Below are 23,289 nucleotides of genomic sequence, written 5' to 3'. Positions count from 1 at the left end.
CCTCATGGACCGCCGCATTTTCGGGCTGGAGAACGAGTACGGCGTCACGTGCACGTTCAGGGGACAGCGCCGCCTGTCTCCTGACGAGGTGGCGCGGTACCTCTTCCGCCGTGTCGTGTCATGGGGCCGCAGCAGCAATGTCTTTCTGCGAAACGGCGCCCGCCTCTATCTCGACGTGGGATCGCATCCGGAATACGCGACACCGGAATGCGACAACGTGACCGAACTGGTCACCCACGACAAAGCAGGCGAGCGCATTCTCGAGGGACTCCTGGTGGACGCCGAACGACGCCTGCACGAGGAGGGAATCGCGGGCGACGTCTACCTCTTCAAGAACAACACCGACTCGGCGGGCAACTCCTACGGCTGCCACGAGAACTATCTGGTCGCCCGGCACGGGGAGTTCTCCCGGCTCGCGGACATTCTGATTCCGTTCCTGGTCACCCGGCAACTGCTGTGCGGTGCCGGCAAGGTGCTGCAGACGCCGCGCGGCGCCGTGTACTGCGTCAGCCAGCGGGCCGAACACATCTGGGAGGGCGTCTCCTCGGCGACGACGCGCTCCCGGCCCATCATCAACACGCGTGACGAGCCGCACGCGGACGCCGAGCGCTACCGCCGCCTGCACGTCATCGTGGGCGACTCCAACATGTCCGAGACGACCATGCTGCTCAAGGTCGGTGCCACCGACCTGGTGCTGCGCATGATCGAGGCGGGCACGGTGATGCGGGACCTCACCCTGGAGAACCCGATCCGGGCGATCCGCGAGGTCAGCCACGACATCACGGGCCGCCGCAAGGTGCGCCTGGCCAGCGGACGCGAGGCCTCCGCCCTGGAGGTGCAGCGCGAGTACTACGAGAAGGCCCTGGACTTCTGCGAGCGCCGGGGCATCCGCACCGGCACCGTCGAGCAGGTCCTGGAGCTGTGGGGCCGCACGCTGGACGCGATCGAGGCCGAGGACCTCGACCGCATCGGCACCGAGATCGACTGGGTCATGAAGTACAAGCTCATCGAGCGGTACCGCGCCAAGCACAACATGACCATGTCGCACCCGCGGGTCGCGCAGATAGACCTCGCCTACCACGACATCCACCGCCGTCGTGGCCTGTACTACCTGCTCGAGAAGAAGGGCCAGGCGGCCCGTATCTGCAACGACTTGAAGATCTTCGAGGGCAAGTCCGTTCCGCCGCAGACCACTCGGGCCCGGCTGCGCGGCGACTTCATCCGGCGGGCCCAGGAACAGCGCCGCGACTTCACGGTCGACTGGGTTCACCTCAAGCTCAACGACCAGGCCCAGCGGACCGTGCTGTGCAAGGACCCGTTCCGTTCCGTGGACGACCGGGTGGAGAAGCTGATCGCCGGAATGTGAGCCTGCGCCGGTCCTTCCGAATGCCGGTGCCCGGAGGTTTTCACCCCTCCGGGCACCGGCCTTTTCCGGACCGGCTCCGGCCTCCCGGAGGGGCCCGGACGGCGTCGTGTCGCGGGGTGAGGCGAGTGCGGAGGGTGTACGCCGTAGAGTGGCGGACATTGCCCCCCACTCCCGATCCCAGTTGGACTGATGAACTACAACACGAAACGCCTCGTGGCCGCGCTGCTGGCCGTTCCCGCCCTGTTGTTCACCGCCGCGTGCGGATCGGACGACGGGAACAACGGCGACGCGGCCGGAGGCGTCGCCGAGATCAAGGGGAAGGTCGGGGCGAAGCCCGAGATCTCCGTGCCCAAGGACGGCAAGCCGTCCGACGAGACTGTGGTCAAGACGGTCTCGGCGGGCAGCGGGACCCCGATCAAGGGCTCGGACTTCGTCCGGTTGGACTGGACCGTCGAGAAGTGGGGCGGCGACCAGGAACTCGGCGGTACCTGGGCCGCGGGGGCGACGGGTGACAAGGCGCCCCGCCGGCAGTCCATCGAGCAGATCGGCAAGCCCAGCCAGCAGCTTCCCGAGAAGGTCCTCGACGCGGTGAAGGGCAAGAAGCCCGGCAGCCGCGTCCTGGTGCAGGGCACCGCGGGCGACCTGATCGGCCAGAGCCTGAACACCTCCTCCGGGATCTCCGCCAAGGACGTGCTGATCTGGGTGGTCGACCCGGTCGGTGCCGCCAGTGTCGACGCCAAGGCCGAGGTCAAGGGCGAGCAGGCACCCTCCGAACCGGGCATGCCCGAGGTGAAGTCCCCCTCGCAGAAGGCCGCGGTGATCACCGTCCCCAAGGGCGAGAAGCCTCCGAAGGACCTCAAGGAGCAGGTGCTGATCAAGGGCGACGGCAAGAAGGTCGAGGCCGGCCAGGGACTCATCGCCCAGTACACCGGCGTCAAGTGGGAGGACGGCAAGAAGTTCGACTCCTCCTGGGACCACGGCGGCGCCACCGCCTTCCAGATCGGCAACGGCTCCGTGGTGGCAGGCTGGGACAAGGGCCTCGTCGGCAAGCACGTGGGCGACCGGGTGCTGCTCGTGATCCCGCCCTCGCTGGGCTACGGCGCGAGCCCGCAGAGCGAGCTGGCCAAGAACACGCTGGTCTTCACGGTGGACATCCTCGGCACCGTCTGACCCGGGCGGTCTGTGAGACTGTCCCCGACGCAGGTCACGTAACAAGGAGAGATGAAGTGAGCATCGACAAGCCCGAGATCGACTTCCCGGGCGGCGAGCCCCCGGCGGACCTCGAGATCAAGGACATCTGGGAAGGCGACGGCCCGGTCGCGCAGGCCGGCCAGACCGTCACCGTGCACTACGTGGGTGTCTCCTTCAGCACGGGCGAGGAGTTCGACGCCAGCTGGAACCGCGGGACCCCGTTCCGCTTCCCGCTGGGCGGCGGCCGCGTCATCAAGGGCTGGGACCAGGGCGTGCAGGGCATGAAGGTCGGCGGCCGCCGCCAGCTGACCATCCCCGCCCACCTCGCCTACGGCAACCAGAGCCCGTCGCCTCTGATCAAGGCCGGCGAGACGCTGATCTTCGTGGTCGACCTGCTCGGAGTCTGAGCAAGCTCCGACAGACTCGATCATGCGGGGCCCATGCCTGTTCGGGCATGGGCCCTCCGCTTTTGCCGTGCCACCGTGTGGCGGTACGGTCATCGCTCGTAAGCACCATAGGGAGGCGAAGCGCGTCGATGGCCATTGCCAAGGCCGAGCGGCTGATGAACCTGGCGCTGTGTCTGCTCGGGACACGCCGGCCGCTCAGCAAGCGTGAGCTGCGCGACTCCATCGAGGCCTACGTCGAGGCCTTCGGGCCGGGCAACGGCGCGACCGGCTCCGATGATTCCTTCAACCGCATGTTCGAGCGCGACAAGGACGACCTGCGCGAGCTCGGGCTGGTCATCGAGACCGTCGAGAACCTCGACGGCGAGGTCGGCTATCTGGCCCGCCGCGACAGCAACCGCCTCCCGGCCATCACCCTGGACGCCGAGGAGGCCGCCGCCCTCGGGCTCGCCGCCAAGGTGTGGCAGCAGGCCCGGCTCGCCGGAGCGGCCAGCGGCGCCCTGCAGAAGCTGCGCGCGGCCGGGCTCCCCGAGGACGTCGACCCGTACGGGTCGCACGGCGCGCTGGAGCCGCGCATCCCCGTGCACGAGGCCGCCTTCGAGCCGCTGATGCTCGCCTGCCGGGACCGCAGACCCGTCGCCTTCGACTACCGCAAGGCCACCGCGGCCCACCCCGAGCAGCGGCACGTGGAGCCGTGGGCGCTGGAGTGCTGGCGGGGCCACTGGTACCTGGCGGGCTGGGACCGCGACCGGGGCGCCGAGCGGGTCTTCCGGCTGTCGCGGATCACCGGCAAGGTCCGCTCGCGCGGTGGCCGGTACACCGCTCCCGTACCGGACGTCGTCACCGTCCGGGAGACCGTGGCGAGCTGGGCCGGTGAGGTCGCCGACCGCACGGCGCGGATCCGGCTGCGTGCGGGCTCGGGGTACCCCCTTCGGGCGAAGGCCACCTCCGTCCGGGAACTCGGCGACGGCTGGGACGAGTTGGAGATTCCGTACGGCCACGGGCTGGACGCCTGGCTGGTGGAGTTCGGGCCGGACGTGGTCGTCCTGGAGCCCGCCGAGCTGCGGGCCGACGTGGTGGACCGGCTGCGGGCCGTGGCCAAGGGCTGAGGGGGAGCGGAAAGACAGTGGCAGGCAAACCGGTCAGGCCCGTGAACGCCATCGACCAGACCCGGCGGATGCTCTCGCTGGTGACGTATCTGAAGGAGCGCCCCGGAGCCCGGGTCGAGGACGTCGCGCGCGCCTTCGGCATCAGCGAGGACGAGCTGGTCTCCGACCTCGACGTGCTGCCCATGTGCGGCACCAGCTTCCGCGGCGGCGACCTGCTCGACATCGACACCGACGGCGAGCGCATCTGGTGGCACAACCCCGCCGCCCTCGCGGCGGAAGCGGCCGAGCCGCTCAGACTCGCCGCGGACGAGGCCACCGCCCTGCTCGTCGCCGCCCGGGCGGTGTCCACGCTGCCCGGACTGCGCGAGAGCGACCGCCAGGCGCTGCTGCGGGCGACGGCCAAGGTGGAGACCGCGGCCGGCGAGGCGGCGGGCGCCAGCTCGCGCCTGTCGGTGACCTTCGAGTCCGAGGGCGGTGTCTTCGCGGACGTCGACCGTGCCATCGCCGAGCGCCGCCGGCTGTGGATCCGCTACTACTCGCCCGCGCGCGACGAGGTCACCGAGCGGGAGATCGACCCCATCCGCCTGGTCAGCGTCGGGCACACGTATGTCGAGGCATGGTGCCGCCGCTCCGAGGCGCGCCGCACCTTCCGGCTCGACCGGGTAGCCGAGATCAAGATCCTGGACGAGCCGTCGGCGCCGCCCGAGATCGAGCTGAGGGACCTGTCGGAAGCGCTGGTGCAGCCGGCGGCCGAGGACCCGGAGGTCGTGGTCGAGGTCGGGCCCGGCGGCCGCTGGGTCGCGGAGTACTACCCGCACGACAGTGCGGATGAGCTGCCGGACGGCGGACTGCGTATCACCCTGCGGACCCCCGAACCGGCGTCGCTGCGGCGCCTGGCACTGCGGCTCGGGCGGGACGGCCGGATCGTCTCACCGCCGGAGCTCGCCGACAGCGCCCGCCAGGCGGCCCGCGAGGCGCTGGCGGCCTACGACGGGATCGAGACGGCGCGGACGGCGCGCCGTGAGGAGCCCGACGCGCGCGGGCCGCACGCGGTCGCGGACGGGCCGGGCGACGGACCCGAGTGAGCCGCGGGCGCCCCTCGGGGTCCCCGGCCCGGGCAGGGCCGCCGGACCGCGGAACCGGGCGTGGTGCCCCGGAGGCGAACGACCCCAGAAAGAGGAGCGAGGGCTTGAACGAGTCGGCGACGTCCGGTGGTGTCGGGGGCATGACGGTGGAGTCCGCGTTCGCCGGAATGAGAAGCGTGACCCCGGTCGTGTTCAGAGCGGGCTGCCCCGACTGCCGAGGGTCCTTCGAGCTCGCCGCGGGCGCCCTGCGCCTGGCCATCGGCGCTACGCACCGCACGACCTTCTACTCCTTCACCTGCCCCCAGTGCGGCGCGTCCGTCCGCAAGCCGGCGGGGGAGCGGATCGTGGAGCTGCTCACCGGCGGCGGCGTACGGACCCTGCGACTGCACTCCACCGTCTAGAGGGTCGGGGCGGGCGCCCGTTCAGGAAGGTCTAGGCTCGGCGTCATGTTCTGGCCGATGTTCGCGGTTGCTGTGGGTTTCGTGGGTCTCGTCGTGCTCGGGGTGCTCGCCGTGCGGGTCTTCGTGGAGGCACAGCGGCTGGGCAGGCAGGTCACGGACTCGGCGCGCCGTATCAACCGGGCCGCCGAGGACCTGGAGCGGGCGGCGGAGACCGCGGCCCGATCCGTGGACGCTCTGTGAGCCGGCCGGGCGTCCGCCATGAGTTGATTTTGGGACACTTCGCCCTGTCACCCCGGCGGTTCGTCCAGGTACGCTGCTGGTCGCGGCCCGGTTAACGAGGCACTGGTCGCGGACGGGAGTACGCACGGGGGATGCAGAGGGATTGCCTCACGTTCACCCCCGAGCGTTACGATCGCTGCCAGCACGATCGTTCGGACATGTGTCCGACCGGTCGGACAGCATCCCACCACAGCCGCCTCGGTGAGAAGGTAAAGACTTATGTTCGGAAGGCTCGGAGCCCCCGAGATCATTCTCATCCTCGTCGTCATCATCCTGCTGTTCGGCGCGAAGAAGCTTCCGGACATGGCTCGGTCGCTCGGCAAGTCCGCCCGCATCCTCAAGAGCGAGGCCAAGGCGATGAAGGACGAGAACAAGTCCTCCACGACTCCGGCGGGCCCGCCCAACAACACCGACGAGTCCTCGCAGCGCACCATCCAGGCGGCGCCCGGTGACGTGACCAGCTCGCGCCCGGTCAGCGAGCCCACGGACACGACCAAGCGCTGACGCAGGGCCGGTGACCTCCGGCCCGCCGCACGAGATGGGAACGTGGGTTGCTGAAGTCTGCCCGCAAGCAGGAGAGGGATCCGGAGGGGCGCATGCCCCTCGCGGAGCACCTTCGCGAGCTCCGCAACCGGCTCGCCAAGGCGATGCTGGCGATCGTCGTCGTCACGGTCTTCGCCGCCTTCTTCTACAACGACATCATCAACTTGATCACCAAGCCGATCCTCGACTCGGTCGGCTGTGAGAAGACCTTCGCGGAGCTGGCCCAGTCGCAGCCCGGCGCGAAGCCCTGTGCGCAGATCACCATCAACGGCCTGCTCACCCCCTTCACGCTGGCGCTGAAGGTCTCCCTGATGGCCGGCGTCGTCCTGGCCTCCCCGGTCTGGCTCTACCAGCTCTGGGCCTTCGTCGCGCCGGGCCTGCACCGGCACGAGAAGAAGTACGCCTACGCCTTCGTCGCCACCGGCGCCCCGCTGTTCATCATCGGCGCCTACTTCGCGTACACGGTGCTCCCCACCACGGCCAAGGTGCTCCTGGAGTTCACCCCGGGCGGCACGTCCAACCTCCTTCCGCTGGACGACCTGCTCGACCTGGTCATGCGGATGGTGCTCGTCTTCGGCCTCTCCTTCGAGCTGCCGCTGCTGCTGGTCATGCTCAACCTCACCGGGGTACTGACCGGCAAGCGCATGCTCGGCTGGTGGCGCGGCATGATCATGGGCATCACGGTCTTCGCGGCCATCGCCACCCCCAGCACCGACCCGCTGACCATGCTGGCGCTGGCGGCGCCGATCTGGATCCTGTACTTCGCGGCCGTCGCCTTCTCCCTGCTCAACGACCGCCGCAAGGCCCGGCGCGAGGCCCTCGGCCCCGCCGACGACGAGGCCTCCGAGCTGGACCTCACCCCCGACGACATCGGCGAGATCGAGCCCGTGACCACCAGCCGGGCCGCCCTGCCCGAGCAGGCGAGCTCGGACCGCTCGGACCGGGTCAACGGTTATGACGACGTGACCTGAAGATCGGCTGGCAGATCATAGGGTCGCTCCCGTGACCAGCGAGATCACCCTCTTCGTCAACCCCACCGCGGGCCGCGGCCGGGGCGCCCGCGCGGCGCAGCCGGCCGCTTCCGCGTTGCGGGCGGCCGGCTTCTCGGTCCGGACGGTCCTCGGGGAGGACGCCGCGGACGCCCTGGTACGCGCGCGGGCCGCCGTCGAGGCCGGCACGGGCGCGCTGATCGCCGTCGGTGGCGACGGGATGGCGGCCCTCGCGCTGCGTGCGGTCGCGGGCACCCGCACCCCGCTCGGCCTGATCGCCGTCGGAACCGGCAACGACTTCGCCCGCGCCCTGGGCCTGCCCGTGCGGGAGCCGGCCGCCGCGGGCCGCATGATCGCCGACGCCCTCAAGTGCGGCCGGATCCGCGACATCGACCTCGGGCAGGTGGGCGACCGCTGGTTCGGCACGGTCCTCGCCTCCGGCTTCGACTCCCGCGTCAACGACCGCGGCAACCGTATGCGATGGCCCACCGGCCGCCTCAAGTACGACCTGGCGATGATCGGCGAACTCGCCGGGTTCCGGCCCGTCCCGTACCGGATCCGGCTCGACGACGAGGTCCTGGAGGCCGAGGCGACGCTCGTGGCCGTCGGCAACGGCTCCTCGTACGGCGGCGGCATGCGGATCTGTCCCGGCGCCGATCTGACCGACGGGCTGTTCGACGTCACGGTGGTCGGGGACTGCAGCCGCACCACACTGCTGCGGGTGTTCCCGAGGGTGTACCGGGGGACGCACGTCGACCATCCGAAGGTGACCGTGCTGCGGGCGGCCAGGGTCGAGATCGCCGCCGAGGGCGTCACCGGCTATGCCGACGGAGAGCCGCTCGGCCCGCTGCCGCTGAACGCGCGCTGCGTGCGCGGGGGCGTGCGGGTCGTCGGCCCCTGAGGCCCGACGCTCCTGAGCTGCGCCGATTCCTGGTTTCACAGGAACCGATCCGGATAATGATCGTCCTGTTGTCAGTGCGGCCCGGTACGCTCGAAAGCACGATGACAGAAGACCTCTCACCGGCCGAGCGGTACGCGGCAGCCCGCCTGCGGGCAGCCGAGCAGGCCACCGCGCTCGCGGGCTTCCGCGAGATGTACGACTTCGGTCTCGACCCCTTCCAGATCGAGGCCTGCCAGGCGCTCGAGGAAGGGAAGGGCGTGCTCGTCGCGGCGCCCACCGGCTCGGGCAAGACGATCGTCGGCGAGTTCGCCGTCCACCTCGCCCTCCAGCAGGGCAAGAAGTGCTTCTACACGACACCCATCAAGGCCCTGTCGAACCAGAAGTACGCCGACCTGTGCCGCCGCTACGGCACGGACAAGGTGGGCCTGCTCACCGGCGACAACAGCGTCAACTCCGAGGCGCCGATCGTCGTGATGACCACCGAGGTGCTGCGGAACATGCTGTACGCCGGTTCCCAGACCCTCCTGGGCCTCGGCTACGTGGTCATGGACGAGGTGCACTACCTCTCCGACCGGTTCCGGGGCGCCGTGTGGGAAGAAGTGATCATCCACCTTCCCGAGTCGGTCACGCTCGTCTCGCTCTCGGCGACCGTCTCGAACGCCGAGGAGTTCGGTGACTGGCTCGACACGGTCCGTGGCGACACGGAGGTGATCGTCTCCGAGCACCGGCCCGTGCCGCTGTTCCAGCACGTGCTGGCCGGGCGGCGGATGTACGACCTGTTCGAGGAGGGCGAGGGCCACAAGAAGGCCGTCAACCCCGACCTCATGCGCATGGCGCGCATGGAGGCGAGCCGGCCGTCGTACCAGGACCGGCGGCGTGGCCGGTCCATGCGCGAGGCCGACCGTGAGCGCGAGCGCCGGCAGCGGACCCGGATCTGGACGCCGAGCCGGCCCGAGGTCATCGAGCGGCTCGACGCCGAGGGGCTGCTGCCCGCCATCACCTTCATCTTCAGCCGCGCCGCCTGCGACGCCGCCGTCCAGCAGTGCCTGCACGCGGGACTGCGGCTCAACGACGAGGAGGCGCGCGAGCGGGTGCGCGCCCTGGTCGAGGAGCGCACCGCCTCCATCCCGACCGAGGATCTGCACGTCCTCGGCTACTACGAGTGGCTCGAGGGCCTGGAGCGGGGCATCGCCGCGCACCACGCGGGCATGCTGCCGACCTTCAAGGAGGTCGTCGAGGAACTGTTCGTGCGCGGCCTGGTCAAGGCCGTGTTCGCGACCGAGACCCTCGCCCTCGGGATCAACATGCCCGCCCGCTCGGTGGTGCTGGAGAAGCTCGTCAAGTGGAACGGCGAGCAGCACGCGGACATCACGCCGGGCGAGTACACGCAGCTGACGGGGCGTGCGGGGCGCCGCGGCATCGACGTCGAGGGCCACGCCGTGGTGCTGTGGCAGCGCGGCTCCAGCCCCGAGCACCTCGCGGGCCTGGCCGGCACGCGCACCTACCCGCTGCGGTCCAGCTTCAAGCCGTCGTACAACATGGCGGTCAACCTGGTCGAGCAGTTCGGGCGGCACCGCTCGCGTGAGCTGCTGGAGACGTCCTTCGCGCAGTTCCAGGCGGACAAGTCGGTCGTCGGCATCTCCCGGCAGGTGCAGCGCAACGAAGAAGGCCTGGAGGGCTACAAGGCCTCCATGACCTGCCACCTCGGCGACTTCGAGGAGTACGCGCGGCTGCGCCGCGAACTGAAGGACCGGGAGAACGAGATCGCCCGGCAGGGCGCGGCACAGCGGCGCGCCGAGGCCGCCGTCGCGCTGGAGAAGCTCAAGCCCGGTGACGTCATCCACGTGCCCACCGGCAAGTACGCCGGCCTGGCGCTGGTGCTGGACCCGGGCCTGCCGGCGGGCCGTTCGAACGGCCACCGCGGCTTCGAGCAGCACGACGGGCCGCGTCCGCTGGTGCTGACCGCCGAGCGGCAGGTGAAGCGGCTGGCGTCCATGGACTTCCCGGTGCCCGTCGAACCGCTGGAGCGGATGCGGATCCCGAAGTCCTTCAACGCCCGCTCCCCGCAGTCCCGCCGGGACCTCGCCTCGGCGCTGCGCACCAAGGCCGGGCACATCCCGGCCGAGCGGCACCGCAAGCGGCGCTCCCAGGCGGCCGACGACCGCGAGATCGCCCGGCTGCGGACCGCGCTCCGCGCCCACCCCTGCCATGGGTGCAACGACCGTGAGGACCACGCGCGTTGGGCCGAACGGTACCACCGGCTGCTGCGCGACACCTCGCAGCTGGAGCGGCGCATCGAGGGCCGTACGAACACGATCGCCCGGACGTTCGACCGCATCGTGGCGCTGCTGACCGACCTGGACTACCTGCGCGGCGACGAGGTCACCGAGCACGGCAAGCGGCTCGCGCGGCTGTACGGCGAGCTGGACCTGCTCGCCAGCGAGTGTCTGCGCGAGGGTGTCTGGGAGGGCCTGGCCCCGGCCGAACTGGCCTCGTGTGTCTCGGCGCTGGTGTTCGAGGCGCGGGCCGCGGACGACGCGATGGCGCCCAAGGTGCCGTCGGGGAAGGCCAAGGCCGCGCTGGGCGAGATGGTGCGGATCTGGGGGCGGCTGGACGCGCTGGAGGAGGACTTCCGGATCACCCAGACCGAGGGGGTCGGGCAGCGCGAGCCCGATCTCGGCTTCGCCTGGGCCGCGTACGAGTGGGCCTCCGGGAAGGGGCTCGACGAGGTGCTGCGCGAGGCGGAGATGCCCGCGGGGGACTTCGTGCGGTGGAGCAAGCAGGTCATCGATGTGCTCGGGCAGATCGCGGCGGCTGCTCCGCAGGGGTCTTCCGTGGTGAAGAACGCGCGCAAGGCCGTTGATCTGATGCTGCGGGGGGTTGTCGCGTACTCCTCGGTGGGGTGACCTCTGCTGCGCGGGTGCCGGCCGTAGGCCGTCGCTCGCGCAGTTCCCCAGGCCCATTCACCCGTCACGGTGAGTGGGCTTTCGTATGCCTGTACGCCCTCACGTAGCGCATTCGAACGATGTCGCAGCGTGTAAATGACCGAGCGTACTATCCCTTCGCGTCCCGTTTCCGGCGGTTGCTGAATATGACACGGCGATGATCCGGTCGGACTAAGCTCGCCCGCAGCGCACCGGCTTGAGATGAATTCGTGCGCTTGTTCCCCAATGTGTGGAAGATCCCGACAGCTTCATGACATACCCCCCTGCACGTCACCCCGAACCTCAGTCGACTCCTGTCAGAAGGCCCACATGGTGAGTGTTCAATCCCCTCCCGGTCGCCGTGAACTCCCCTACGCGCGCGTGCTGTTGCTGCCGGCCATAGTCATGGCCGCGGCGACCGGAGCCGCCGTCGCCCTGGTGGCGGAGCCGGCTCGGGGCGCCGTCGGCTGGTGTGGTGGCATCGCCACCGCGCTGGTGCTCGCGACGGCGGCCGAGGCGGTGCGCCGTGGCCGTGCGCTGCGCAACCAGCGTGCGGAGCACGCCCGGCACAGCGCGCATCTGGAACAGCGGATCGCCGCCCACGAGAACGATTCGGTCCACTTCTCGAGGGAGATCGTCCCCGCCGCGCTCAGCCTGCTGGGCACCGGAGAATCCCCCAGGGAGGTGATTCGCAAGCTCCGCCTCTCCAACCCCGCGTTCCGCGACCTGTCCGCCCCGCAGGCCGAGACGCTGCTGACGGTGCTCAAGATCGTCGACCGCGAAGTGACCATGCGGGACGCGGCCGCGCGCTCCTTCGTCAGTGTCGCCCGCCGCGTCCAGGCGATCATCCATCAGCAGGCCGAGGAACTCCGGGAGATGGAGGAGGACCACGGCCGCAACCCCGAGGTCTTCGACGACCTGCTGCGCATCGACCACGGCAACGCCCTGATCGGCCGCCTGGCCGACTCCGTCTCCGTCCTCGGCGGCGGCCGCCCCGGCCGGCAGTGGCCCCAGCCGGTGTCCCTGTACAGCACCCTGCGCGGCGCCATGTCCCGCATCCTGGAGTACCGGCGCATCCAGCTGTCCTCCATCGCCAAGATCAGCGTCAAGGGCATCTACGTCGAGCCGGTCATCCACGCCGCCGCCGAACTCCTCGACAACGCCACGCGCTACTCGCCGCCGCAGACCAAGGTGCACGTCACCGCGACCGAGGTGCAGACCGGCGTCTGCATCGAGATCGAGGACGGCGGCGTCAACCTCAACGAGGAGGCCCGTGCCCGGATCGAGGGAATGCTGGAGGACGCCAAGGCGGGCATCGACCTCCAGGACATCGGCGAGCACCCGCGCCTCGGACTGGCCGTCGTGGGCCGCCTCTGCACGGCGTACAACATGCAGGTCTCGCTGCGCGCCTCCGCGTACGGCGGCGTCCGGGCCATCCTCATCGTGCCCAGCCAGATGATCACCCACGAGCCCGGCGTCGGACTCGCCCACGGCATCGGCGCCACCGGCATCCCCATGAAGGTCGGCATCCCCGAGGGCCCGAAGCGCGCACCCAAGCGGCGACGCCCCACCAGCCCGAAGATCCCCGCCACGGTCTCCATGGAGGACGACGACGTCCCCGAGGTCACCGAGTGGACGGCGAACGGCCTGCCGCAGCGCCGCAGCAAGGTGAAGATGCCCCTCGCCGAGCGGCTCGCCCAGCAGGCGGCCAACGAGCAGGCCGACCGGGAGGCCGCCGAACGGGGCGAGTTCAACCCCTGGGCGACACCGGAGCCCGAGCCCAAGTCATGGCACGACATGTCGTCGCCCGACGCCCCCGGCAAGGGCCTCGAAGCCTTCTGGGAGGGACTCAAGCAGGGCATCGAGCCCGGCACCCACCCGACCGACTTCATCCGGAACCCGACCAAGTACCTGCACCTGATCAACGACCCGGCCCCCACCGAGGCCGACGACGAGGGGGATCTCAAGTGATCCAGCAGCGAGGCAACTTCGACTGGATGCTCAAGCAGCTCGCCGACGGTGTACCGGGCATCGAGATGATCGTGGTGCTCTCGGCCGACGGCCTGCGCATCGCACGCTACGGCGGCGAACCGGACGCGGCCGACCGGGTCGCCGCGGCCTGCGCCGGCCTGCAGTCCCTCGCGGGCAGCATCTGCCAGGAACTCACCGTGGGCGACGGCGAGATGAAGCTCGTCATGATCGAGATCGACCAGGGCTACTTCTATCTGATGGGCGCGGGCGCCAACGCCTTCCTCGCGGTGCTCTCCGACGTGCGGTGCGAACCCGGCCGGATGAGCGCGATGATGCGCGACCTCGTCGTCCGGATCGGCGGCCACCTCACCAGCCCGCCCCGGCGGAACGGGCAGATCGTATGACGCCTCCGCAACGCCAGAGGCGCGACCACGTCCCGGAACCGGCCACGCCCCAGGAGGGCGACGGCAAACCCGGCAACCCGGAGCGGATGTACGTGGTGGCCGGCCCGGACGGCGAACGGGCCGAGCTCGACCTGGTGACGTTAATCGTGGCGCGTGCCACGGACCCGCCGCCGTCCGCCTCTCCCGAGCAGGCGGCGCTGCTCCGACTCTGCGCCGCCCCCCTGTCCGTGGCCGAGCTGTCGGCCTACCTCCACTTGCCGTTCAGCGCGATGGGCGTGCTGCTCACCGAGTTGCTGACGGCGGAACTGGTGCAGGCGCGCGCCCCGATCGTCCGCAAGGCGCGCTCCGACCGTTCCCTCCTCGAAGCGGTGATGAATGGACTTCAACGGCTCTGACTCCATCCCGGGCCCCCGGGCCGAGGACCAGCTGCCCCAGACGGCACAGGCCGCGGCCAAGATCGTGATCGTGGGTGGCTTCGGCGTCGGCAAGACGACCATGGTCGGCTCGGTCAGCGAGATCACTCCGCTGACCACCGAGGAGACCATGACGCAGGCCGGCATCGGTGTCGACGACAACTTCGGCTCCGCGTCCAAGACGGCCACCACCGTGGCCATGGACTTCGGCCGGATCAGCATCACGGAACAGCTGGTGCTGTATCTCTTCGGCACGCCCGGCCAGCAGCGCTTCTGGTTCCTGTGGAACGGCCTGTTCGAGGGCGCGCTCGGCGCGGTGGTGCTGGTCGACACCCGGCGGCTGGAGGTCAGCTTCGACGTCATGGGGCGCCTGGAGGAGCGCGGCGTGCCGTTCGTGGTCGCCATCAACTCCTTCCCCGACGCCCCGCGTTACGCCATCGAGGAGCTGCGCACGGCCCTCGACCTCACGCCGGACATCCCGATCATCGAGTGCGACGTGCGGCGGCGGGCCTCCAGCCGTGACGTCCTGATGACGCTCATGCGCTTCCTGCACTCGCTCGCCATGACGGGCGCGCGCACCTGATCCGTGTCCGGCCACCCCGTCCCTCCCCATGACACCTGGAAAGCTTCGGAGCGATCACTGTGACGCCTGAATCCCACGCCCCGACCAGTACGGACGACGACCTCCGGCCCGGCCCGCCCCCCGGCTGCCCCGCGCACGGCCTCGGGCCCGGGGGGCTGCACCGGCTGCACGAGGCGGAGGACCTCGGAGCGCTGTACGAGCAACTGCGGGAGCAGCACGGCCCCGTGGCGCCGGTGCTGCTCCATGACGACGTGCCGATGTGGGTCGTCCTCGGCCACGCCGAGAACCTGCACATGGTGCGCTCGCCCTCGCAGTACTGCCGGGACAGCCGGATCTGGACCCCGCTCAGGGAGGGCCTGGTCAAGCCCGACCATCCGCTGATGCCGCACATCGCCTGGCAGCCCATCGCCTCGCACGCCGAGGGTGACGAGCACAAGCGGCTGCGCGGCGCGGTCATGGGGGCCGTCTCCACGATCGACTTCCGCAGCCTGCGCCGCTACATCAACCGCAGTACGCAGGTGATCGTCAACCGGTTCTGCGAGGCGGGCGAGGCGGAACTCGTCAGCCAGTTCACCGAGCACCTGCCGATGGCGGTGATGTGCGAGATCCTCGGCATGCCCGAGGAGTACAACGACCGGCTCGTCGAGGCCGCCCGTGACGCGCTCAAGGGGACCGAGACCGCGATCGCCAGCCACTCCTACGTCATGGAAGCCCTGAGCCGGCTCACCGCCCTCCGGCGTGCGCAGCCGGAGGAGGACCTCGCCAGCTACCTGATCACCCACCCGGCCCGGCTGACCGACGACGAGGTCAGGGAGCACCTGCGCCTGGTGCTCTTCGCCGCCTACGAGGCCACCACCAATCTGCTGTCCAACGTGCTGCTCACGGTGCTGATCGACCCGCGCTTCCGGGCCCAGCTCAACGGCGGCCAGATGACGGTGCCGGAGGCGGTGGAGCAGTCCCTGTGGAACGAACCGCCGTTCAGCACGGTCTTCGCCTACTTCGCCAAGCAGGAGACCGAGCTGGGCGGGCAGCGCATCCGCCGGGGTGACGGGCTGCTCTTCGCGCCGCTCCCGGCCAACGTCGACCCGCGGGTACGGCCGGACCTGAAGGCCAGCATGCAGGGCAACCGCTCCCACCTCGCCTTCGGGGGCGGCCCCCACGAGTGCCCCGGGCAGGACATCGGCCGCTCCATCGCCGACGTGGGCGTCGACGCGCTGCTGATGCGGCTGCCGGACGTGGAACTCGACTGCGACCAGGAGGAGTTGCGCTGGACCGCGTCCATCGCCTCCCGGCACCTGGTGGAGCTGCCGGTGCAGTTCGCGCCCAAGCCGCCGCAGGACGTACAGGAGGTGCCCAACCACAAGCCGGTCGCAGCCCAGCGCTCGGACTGGCAGATCGGCACCGCGCAGCCGCAGGCCGCACCGGCCGCCGCGCAGCCCCAGCCGGCCGCCGCGCAGCCGCAGCCGGTCGCCGCGCAGCCGCAGCCGGACCCGGTCCTGCCCCAGCCGGTGCCGGTGCAGCCCGCCGTGGCGGAACCGGCCCGCCGCAAGGGTCTCTGGCAGCGGTTCCTGAGCTGGTGGCGCGGCTACTGACCGTCTGACGGGCCGTCGTTGCCGCCGGCGGCCCACCGGTCGTACGACGCCCAGGCCGCGAGCACCCGGCCGCTGCGGAACCGGTGCTCCGCGCCCGTGACCGGGTCGGTGAACTCCAAGGACCGCGCCAGCAGTTGGAGGGGGCGGCGGAAGTCACCGGCCGGCACGGGCGCGGTCACCTCCGGGTAGAGCGGGTCGCCGAGGATCGGCACGCCCAGCGCGCTCAGGTGCACGCGCAGCTGGTGCGTCTGCCCGGTGGCGGGCGTGAGCCGGTACCGGGCGAGTCCGCCGGGGCCTTCACGGTGCTCGACCAGCTCGACACGGCTGACGGCGTTGGGTTCGCCCGGAACCTCCCGGGCGGTGAGCACCCCGCGCTCCTTCACGATCCGGCTGCGGACGGTCCGGGGCAGGGCGAGGCCGGGGTCGTACGGGGCGACGGCCTCGTACTCCTTGCGGATCCGGCGGTCGCGGAACAGCGACTGGTACGTCCCGCGCTCCTCGGGGCGCACCGTGAACAGCACGAGTCCCGCGGTGAGCCGGTCCAGCCGGTGGGCCGCGGTGAGCTCGGGGAGGTCCAGCTCGCGGCGGAGCCGGGCCAGCGCGGTCTCGGCGACATGGCCGCCACGCGGGGTGGTGGCGAGGAAGTGCGGCTTGTCGGCGACGACGATGTGCTCGTCGCGGTGCACGACCCGCACCGGGAAGGGCACCGGCACCTCGTCGGGCAGGTCCCGGTGGAACCACACGAACATCCCCGGCACGAAGGGCGCGTCCGCGGCCACCGGCCGTCCGTCCGCCCCGACGATCCGGCCCGCGTCGAACATGCCGTCGACGACTCCCGCGCCCGCCCCCGAGAGCCGCTCCACCAGGTGCGCGCGCACCGTGCCCCACGACCCCGTGGCGGGCAGCCGCACGCGCACCGGGTCCACCCCGTGGCGCTGCGGCAGGGGAGAGGGCGGGGTGCGGGTCGTGCGTCTCATCGGGGCCCAGCGTACGAGGCGGGTGTGCCGGCGCGGAAAACGACCGGGACCGCCCGGCCGGGCCTCGCCGGGATGCGGGCATGCCGTTCCTCATCACCCCGGTCCTGACCGCGGGGCCCTCGCGGACCGACGCAACCGGCCCTCCCGCCGACGGCGGGCCGGGACCTGAGCCGGGCACCGCGGCGCGCCGGTGAGCCGTCAGGCCGCGGACGCGCTCTCCTGCTCCGCCTCGATCCGGGCGTTCCACTCGCGCTTGGAGGCCTGCCAGCCGTCCTCGTTGTGGCCGCGGCGCCAGTAACCGGAGATCGAGAGGTCCTCGCGCGCGACCCGGCGCTCCACGCGGAGCAGATGGCGCAGCTGCTTGACGAAGTGCGCCTCGCCGTGGACGAAGGCGTGCACCCGGCCCTCGGGGAACTCCAGGTTACGGACGGCCTCGACCAGGGCCTCACCCAGCGGCCGGGCGCCGCGGTGCAGCCAGACGACGTCCACGTCCGAGTCGATCTTCTGCTCCTCCTCGGGGCCGGAGACCTCCACGAAGGCGTACGCCCTGGCCTCGCGCGGCAACGCCTCCAGGGCGCAGGCGATCGCGGGCAGCGCGCTCTCGTCGCCGGCGAGCAGGTGCCAGTCGGCGCCCGGGTCGGGGGCGTACGCACCGCCGGGGCCCATGAAGCGCACGGTCTCGCCCGGTTGGACACGCACGGCCCATGGACCGGCCAGGCCCTCGTCACCGTGGATGACGAAGTCCAGCGTCAGCTCGCGGTGCTCGGCGTCCCACTGGCGGACCGTGTAGGTCCGGGTCACCGGCCACTGTTCGCGCGGCAGCTCGTCCTTGACGCGCTGCAGGTCGAAAGGTTCCGGGTAGGTGACGCCCGCGGGCGGGAACAGCAGCTTCACATAGTGGTCGGTGCACGTGTCCGCCGCGAAATCGGCGAGGCCCTCGCCGCCGAGCACCACGCGCTGCATGTGCGGGGTCAGCCGCTCGGTGCGCACCACCTGCGCGGAGTGGAGTCTGCGCGGCTGGCGGCCCGGTCGCTCTGCCATGAGGACCTCCCTGTCTCACATAGTTAGGGTAACCTAAGTTAGCACCTCGCCCCCAGTTCACACCTCTTGTGGCGGGAGATCACGCCGAGAGCGTCGCCATCAGCCGCTCCAGGGACCCGCCCAGTCCCCAGCGGGCCGCCAGTGCCTCCAGTGCGGCCGGGTCGCGCGGCGTGCGCGGCAGCGCAGTGGAAACGTCGGGCAGGGGTACGTCGTCCGCGACCCGGACCACCTTCGGCGCGACCGCGAGATAGGGACGCGCCTCGTCCAGCCGCCTGCGCTGGGTCGGCGTCAGCTTCGACCCCCGGTCCTCGATCGCCGCCATGATCCCGGCCAGGTCCCCGAACTCGGCCAGCAGCTTGGCGGCTGTCTTCTCACCGATGCCCGGCACGCCCGGCAGGCCGTCGCTCGGGTCGCCGCGCAGCAGGGCCAGATCCGCGTACCCGCTGCCGTCCACCCCATACTTCTCACGCAGCACCGCCTCATCGGTGTGCTGCAGCGTGCCCACGCCCTTCAGCGGGTACAGCACGCGCACCCCGCGCGCGTCGTCCACCAGCTGGTACAGATCGCGGTCGCCCGTGACGATGTCGACCGGGCCCTTCGCCGCCGCGGTGAACGTGCCGATGACGTCGTCCGCCTCGTAGCCGGCGACGCCCACGCGGGCGATGCCCACCGCGTCCAGCACCGCCTCGATGACCGGCACCTGCGGCGACAGCGTGTCGGGCACCTCCTCCTCGTCCGGGCCGGCCGCGTGCTCCTCGGCGACGCGGTGCGCCTTGTAGGAGGGGATCAGGTCCACCCGCCACTGCGGCCGCCAGTCGGCGTCCATGCAGGCCACCAGGAGGTCCGGTCGGTGGTCCTTGACCAGGCGGTCGATGAAGTCGAGCAGTCCGCGCACGGCGTTCACCGGCGTACCGTCCGGGGCCCTGACCGAGTCCGGGACGCCGAAGTAGGCGCGGAAGTACAGGGAAGCGGTGTCGAGGAGCATCAGTCGTCCGGTCACGCCACGCATCATGCCGTACGCCGCCGACAGCCACTCTCCGCAGCGCGACGCGATGCGCCCTGCGCGTCCGGTGTGAAGCACCCCACTTTCGGGTTTGCCGCCGGAGATCGAGGGGAGGCGCCGCCACGCAGCGAGGCTGGTTGCGCATTTCAACTGTTTGCGCCCTGTCCTCGCTCTGTTCTGTTGCCAAGCGAATAGAGGTGCACGTGTCAGCGAGGCTTGAAGCAGAGAGCCTGTACAAAGTGTTCGGCAGAAGACCGGACCGGGCGGTCGAGCGGCTCCGAGGCGGGGCCGACCGTGACGAGCTGCGCGCCGAAGGCGCCACCGCCGCGGTGATCGACGCGTCGTTCACCGTGGAGCCCGGGCAGATCTTCGTCGTGATGGGCCTGTCCGGATCCGGCAAGTCCACCCTGCTCCGCATGCTCAACGGCCTGCTCGAGCCCACCGCCGGGCATGTGCGCTTCGACGGCCAGGACCTGACCACGCTGTCCGACCGTGAGCTGCGCCAAGTCCGTGCCGAGAAGATCAGCATGGTGTTCCAGCACTTCGCGCTCTTCCCGCACCGCAGCGTGCGCGAGAACGCGGCCTACGGTCTGGAAGTGCAGGGCGTGCCCCGCGCCGAGCGCGCACGCCGCGCCGACGAGGCGCTCGCCCTGTGCGGCCTGGCCGGCTGGGAGAAGTCCTGGCCCGACGAGCTGTCCGGCGGCATGCAGCAGCGCGTCGGCCTCGCCCGCGCGCTCGCCACCGACGCCGACCTGCTGCTGATGGACGAGTCCTTCAGCGCGCTGGACCCGCTGATCCGCCGTGACATGCAGGACCAGCTGCTGGAACTCCAGCAGAAGCTCAAGAAGACGATCGTGTTCATCACACACGACCTGAACGAGGCCATGCGCCTGGGCGACCGCATCGCCGTCATGCGCGACGGCCGCATCGTCCAGATCGGCAGCGCCCAGGACATCCTGCTGCGGCCGGAGAACGACTACGTCGCCTCCTTCACCCAGGACGTCGACCGCTCCCGTGTGCTGACCGCCGGCGAGCTCATGGACACCTCGGTCACCGCCGACGACCCCGGCTGCCGCTGCGAGACCGCCACGCCCGACACCCCCTTCACGGAGCTGTGCGCCATCAGCGCCCGGCTCGCCCACCCCGTCTCGGTCGTGGACGAGGACAACAAGCAGATCGGCGTCGTCCCCCGGCAGCGCCTGGTCGGCTTCCTCGGCGACGAGCGGGACGCCACCCCGGAGCCCTGCGACTCCCCGCGGGACAAGGGCGGAGAGAAGGTGACCGCCCGTGCCTAGGATTCAGCTCGGCAACTGGGTCAACGACGCGGTCGACTGGCTCACCACCCACATGGCGTGGCTGTTCGACTTCTGCAAGACCGTCTTCCTCGGCCTGTACGACGCCATCAACGCCGTCCTCCAGGCCCCCGAACCGCTGCTCCTCGCCGGCATCTTCGCCGTGATCGCCTTCTGGCTGCGCGGCACCCTCGCCGGTGTCCTCACGTTCGTGGGATTCGCGTTCATCGACTCCCTCGAACTGTGGGAGAACGCGATGATCACCCTGGCGCTCGTCCTCGTGGCGACCGTCATCGCGCTGGTGATCTCCATACCCGTGGGCATCTGGGCGGCCCGCTCGGACCGCGTCAGCGGTCTGGTCCGGCCCGTCCTGGACTTCATGCAGACGCTGCCCGCGATGATCTACCTCATCCCGGCGATCCTGTTCTTCGGCACCGGCGCCCCCGCCGGCATCGTCGCCACCCTGATCTTCGCGCTCGCCCCGGGCGTGCGCATGACCGAGCTGGGCATCCGGCAGGTCGACAAGGAACTGGTCGAGGCGGCCGAGGCGTTCGGCACCTCGCCCCGCAAGACGCTGCTGCGCGTCCAGCTGCCGCTGGCCCTGCCCACCGTCATGGCCGGTGTCAACCAGGTCATCATGCTCGGGCTGTCCATGGCCGCGATCGCCGGCATGGTCGGCACCGGCGGCCTCGGCGGCGACGTCAACGAGGCCATCGGCCAGCTCAACGTGGGCCTCGGCTCCGAGGCCGGCGTGGCGATCGTGATCCTCGCGATCTACCTGGACCGTATGACCAGCGCCCTGGGCACCCAGGTCTCCCCGCTCGGCCGCCGCGCCGCCGCCAAGCTGCGCGCCGCCCAGGGGCTGAAGATCTGGTCGTACCGGCCCCGCCCGGTCGTCGCCGTGATCGGCGTCGTCGTCCTCGCCCTCACCGCGGGCGGCATGGGCGCCTTCGGCGGCGGCACCGGCACCGAGGCCGTGGCGGACGGCAAGAACGTCGGCCAGGGCAAGAAGATCACCATCGGCTACATCCCCTGGGACGAGGGCGTCGCCTCCACGTTCCTCTGGAAGGAGGTCCTGGAGCAGCGCGGCTACGAGGTCGAGGCCAAGCAGTTCGACGCCGGCCCGCTCTACACCTCGCTCGCCCAGGGCGACGTCGACTTCCAGACGGACGCCTGGCTGCCCACCACCCACGCCCAGTACTGGAAGAAGTACGGCAAGCAGCTCGACGATCTCGGCGCCTGGTACGACAAGACGTCCCTGGAGCTCGCCGTGCCCGCCTACATGAAGGGCATCGACTCCCTGGCCGACCTCAAGGGCAGGGCCTCCGAGTTCGGCGGCAAGATCACCGGCATCGAGTCCAGCGCCGGCGAGATGGCCCTGCTGAAGAGCAAGGTCCTCAAGGAGTACGGCCTCGACAAGGAGTACGAGGTCGTCGACAGCTCCACGCCCGCGATGCTGGCCGAGCTGAAGCGCGCCTACGCCCAGAAGAAGCCGATCGTCACCACGTTGTGGTCGCCGCACTGGGCGTACAACGACTACGACCTCAAAAAGCTCAAGGACCCCAAGGGCGCCTGGGGCGAGGGCGACGGCGTGCACACCCTGTCCCGCAAGGGCTTCGCCGACGACGACCCCACGGTCGCCAAGTGGCTGAAGAACTTCAAGATGAGCGAGAAGCAGCTCACCAGCCTCGAAGCCGAGATCAACAAGGCCGGCAAGGGCGCCCAGCAGGACGCCGTCCGCACCTGGCTGAAGCAGAACCCCGGTGTCGTCGACACGATGGCCCCGGTGCAGAACGCCGGGGGCGGCACGCCCGCCGAGGCGAAGCAGCCCCTGGACGTCGCCTGGTTCCCCTGGGACGAGGACATCGCCGTCACCTACCTGTGGAAGAACGTCCTCGAGCGGCGCGGCTACCAGCTGAACCTGAAGCAGATGGACGTCGGCCCGGTCTACACCGGTCTGGCCTCCGGCGATCTCGACCTCAACTTCGACGCCTGGCTGCCCCACGCCCAGAAGAACTACTGGGACAAGAACAAGGACCGGCTCAAGGACCTCGGCACCTGGTACGAACCGACCTCCCTGGAGCTCGCCGTACCGTCCTACGTGAAGGGCGTCGACTCCCTGGAGGACCTCAAGGGCAAGTCCTCCACCTTCAAGGGGAAGATCATCGGCATCGAGCCGGGCACCGGCGAGATGGACCTGCTGAAGAACAAGGTCCTGCCCGGCTACGGCCTGGACAAGGAGTACGAGGTCGTCGACGGCTCCACGCCCGCGATGCTGGCCGAGCTCAAGCGCGCGTACGCCAAGAAGGAACCGATCGCCGTCACCCTCTGGTCGCCGCACTGGGCGTACAGCGACTACGAGCTGACCAAGCTGAAGGATCCCAGGAAGGCCTTCGGCGAGGGCAACACGATCCGCACCATCTCCAACGAGAAGTTCCCCGAGGAGTACCCGCAGCTCACGAAGTGGATCAAGAACTTCAAGATGAGCGAGGACGAGCTCGGCACACTGGAGAGCGAGATCAAGGACCGCGGCCAGGGCCACGAGGAAGAGGCCGTGGCCGAGTGGCTCGAGCAGCACCCGGACATGGTGCGGCGGATGACACCGCAGTAGGGTTCCGGGGTGGGACGCGCGACACGCCGCGCCCCACCCCGCTCCCGGTCCCGACGAACGGGATCCGGACAACCACAGAGCGCTACGCGACCCCCTGAACCCCCTCTCCCTGCCAGGTCCTCCCGCGGGAGGAACACCCGCCCCGCCCCCTTCGGCGGCGGATCCCCTGGCGCGAAGTGTGAGGTCGTGCACCGTCCCGTATGACGTCGA

The 23,289-nt window shown here is 70.5% G+C and carries 21 protein-coding genes; 18 read left to right on the top strand and 3 right to left on the bottom strand.

Features of this window, described 5'->3' with window-relative positions; genetic code table 11:
• The first annotated feature begins 4 nt into the window (after positions 1-4).
• The 16 genes from pafA (at position 5) to IGS69_RS05840 (ending at position 16,155) form a co-directional block, all read left to right on the top strand.
• The gene (pafA, locus tag IGS69_RS05915; protein WP_031106199.1) at positions 5-1,366 is read left to right on the top strand and encodes a Pup--protein ligase; all 1,362 of its coding nucleotides are present in this window, start codon (positions 5-7) and stop codon (positions 1,364-1,366) included.
• Between the two features lie 189 nt (positions 1,367-1,555).
• A complete protein-coding gene (locus IGS69_RS05910) occupies positions 1,556-2,536 on the top strand; it encodes an FKBP-type peptidyl-prolyl cis-trans isomerase (RefSeq protein ID WP_190897518.1) in 981 nt (326 codons plus the stop codon).
• 56 nt (positions 2,537-2,592) lie between these two features.
• Positions 2,593-2,964, top strand: a complete 372-nt coding sequence (locus IGS69_RS05905; RefSeq protein WP_030848632.1) for an FKBP-type peptidyl-prolyl cis-trans isomerase — start codon at positions 2,593-2,595, stop codon at positions 2,962-2,964.
• A 128-nt stretch (positions 2,965-3,092) separates the two neighbouring features.
• A complete protein-coding gene (locus IGS69_RS05900; protein ID WP_190897517.1) occupies positions 3,093-4,070 on the top strand; it encodes a helix-turn-helix transcriptional regulator in 978 nt (325 codons plus the stop codon).
• Between the two features lie 17 nt (positions 4,071-4,087).
• Positions 4,088-5,155 carry a helix-turn-helix transcriptional regulator gene (locus tag IGS69_RS05895; RefSeq protein WP_190897516.1) on the top strand — a complete coding sequence of 356 codons (1,068 nt, stop codon included), beginning with the start codon at positions 4,088-4,090 and terminating at the stop codon, positions 5,153-5,155.
• A 104-nt stretch (positions 5,156-5,259) separates the two neighbouring features.
• On the top strand, positions 5,260-5,556 hold the full coding sequence (locus IGS69_RS05890) for a hypothetical protein (RefSeq protein ID WP_190897515.1): 297 nt from the start codon (positions 5,260-5,262) through the stop codon (positions 5,554-5,556).
• A gap of 45 nt (positions 5,557-5,601) precedes the next feature.
• Positions 5,602-5,796 carry a G protein-coupled receptor family protein gene (locus IGS69_RS05885; RefSeq protein ID WP_097215657.1) on the top strand — a complete coding sequence of 65 codons (195 nt, stop codon included), beginning with the start codon at positions 5,602-5,604 and terminating at the stop codon, positions 5,794-5,796.
• 258 nt (positions 5,797-6,054) lie between these two features.
• Positions 6,055-6,339, top strand: a complete 285-nt coding sequence (gene tatA / locus IGS69_RS05880) for a Sec-independent protein translocase subunit TatA (protein WP_190897514.1) — start codon at positions 6,055-6,057, stop codon at positions 6,337-6,339.
• Positions 6,340-6,386: 47 nt separating this feature from the next.
• Positions 6,387-7,349 carry a twin-arginine translocase subunit TatC gene (gene tatC / locus IGS69_RS05875; protein ID WP_190897513.1) on the top strand — a complete coding sequence of 321 codons (963 nt, stop codon included), beginning with the start codon at positions 6,387-6,389 and terminating at the stop codon, positions 7,347-7,349.
• Between the two features lie 31 nt (positions 7,350-7,380).
• A complete protein-coding gene (locus IGS69_RS05870; protein ID WP_190897511.1) occupies positions 7,381-8,268 on the top strand; it encodes a diacylglycerol kinase in 888 nt (295 codons plus the stop codon).
• Positions 8,269-8,324: 56 nt separating this feature from the next.
• The gene (locus tag IGS69_RS05865) at positions 8,325-11,174 is read left to right on the top strand and encodes a DEAD/DEAH box helicase (protein ID WP_190897510.1); all 2,850 of its coding nucleotides are present in this window, start codon (positions 8,325-8,327) and stop codon (positions 11,172-11,174) included.
• A 348-nt stretch (positions 11,175-11,522) separates the two neighbouring features.
• Positions 11,523-13,163 (top strand): sensor histidine kinase, encoded by a 1,641-nt coding sequence (locus tag IGS69_RS05860; RefSeq protein WP_190897509.1) that lies wholly within the window; start codon positions 11,523-11,525, stop codon positions 13,161-13,163.
• Positions 13,160-13,567 (top strand): roadblock/LC7 domain-containing protein, encoded by a 408-nt coding sequence (locus IGS69_RS05855; RefSeq protein WP_053673866.1) that lies wholly within the window; start codon positions 13,160-13,162, stop codon positions 13,565-13,567. Before IGS69_RS05860 ends, IGS69_RS05855 begins: the two co-directional genes overlap by 4 nt.
• Positions 13,564-13,962 (top strand): DUF742 domain-containing protein, encoded by a 399-nt coding sequence (locus tag IGS69_RS05850; RefSeq protein ID WP_190897508.1) that lies wholly within the window; start codon positions 13,564-13,566, stop codon positions 13,960-13,962. Before IGS69_RS05855 ends, IGS69_RS05850 begins: the two co-directional genes overlap by 4 nt.
• Entirely contained in the window at positions 13,943-14,563 is a 621-nt protein-coding gene (locus IGS69_RS05845) for a GTP-binding protein (RefSeq protein WP_190897507.1), read from the top strand. Before IGS69_RS05850 ends, IGS69_RS05845 begins: the two co-directional genes overlap by 20 nt.
• A gap of 59 nt (positions 14,564-14,622) precedes the next feature.
• The gene (locus IGS69_RS05840; protein ID WP_190897506.1) at positions 14,623-16,155 is read left to right on the top strand and encodes a cytochrome P450; all 1,533 of its coding nucleotides are present in this window, start codon (positions 14,623-14,625) and stop codon (positions 16,153-16,155) included.
• On the opposite strand, the gene IGS69_RS05835 is transcribed toward IGS69_RS05840, so the two are convergent.
• The 3 genes from IGS69_RS05835 to IGS69_RS05825 all read right to left on the bottom strand — a co-directional run bounded on the left by IGS69_RS05835 (position 16,149) and on the right by IGS69_RS05825 (position 19,182).
• A complete protein-coding gene (locus IGS69_RS05835) occupies positions 16,149-17,132 on the bottom strand; it encodes an RluA family pseudouridine synthase (RefSeq protein ID WP_190897505.1) in 984 nt (327 codons plus the stop codon). The two genes, IGS69_RS05840 and IGS69_RS05835, sit on opposite strands and share 7 nt — an antisense overlap.
• Before the next feature lie 198 nt (positions 17,133-17,330).
• The gene (locus tag IGS69_RS05830) at positions 17,331-18,173 is read right to left on the bottom strand and encodes a siderophore-interacting protein (protein ID WP_190897504.1); all 843 of its coding nucleotides are present in this window, start codon (positions 18,171-18,173) and stop codon (positions 17,331-17,333) included.
• A 79-nt stretch (positions 18,174-18,252) separates the two neighbouring features.
• Entirely contained in the window at positions 18,253-19,182 is a 930-nt protein-coding gene (locus IGS69_RS05825; RefSeq protein ID WP_232543745.1) for a 5'-3' exonuclease, read from the bottom strand.
• A gap of 197 nt (positions 19,183-19,379) precedes the next feature.
• Here IGS69_RS05825 and IGS69_RS05820 point away from each other — a divergent pair, with 197 nt between their 5' ends.
• Positions 19,380-20,471 (top strand): quaternary amine ABC transporter ATP-binding protein, encoded by a 1,092-nt coding sequence (locus IGS69_RS05820; RefSeq protein WP_190897501.1) that lies wholly within the window; start codon positions 19,380-19,382, stop codon positions 20,469-20,471.
• Positions 20,464-23,079, top strand: coding sequence for an ABC transporter permease/substrate binding protein (locus tag IGS69_RS05815; protein ID WP_190897499.1), 2,616 nt, complete (start codon positions 20,464-20,466; stop codon positions 23,077-23,079). The genes IGS69_RS05820 and IGS69_RS05815 overlap by 8 nt, the downstream gene beginning before the upstream one ends.
• Positions 23,080-23,289 lie beyond the last annotated feature (210 nt).

This window comes from Streptomyces tuirus, from assembly GCF_014701095.1.
Taxonomy (GTDB): domain Bacteria; phylum Actinomycetota; class Actinomycetes; order Streptomycetales; family Streptomycetaceae; genus Streptomyces; species Streptomyces tuirus.
Note: the sequence above shows the minus strand (reverse complement) of the source record. Positions and strands in the feature narration are given on the sequence as shown.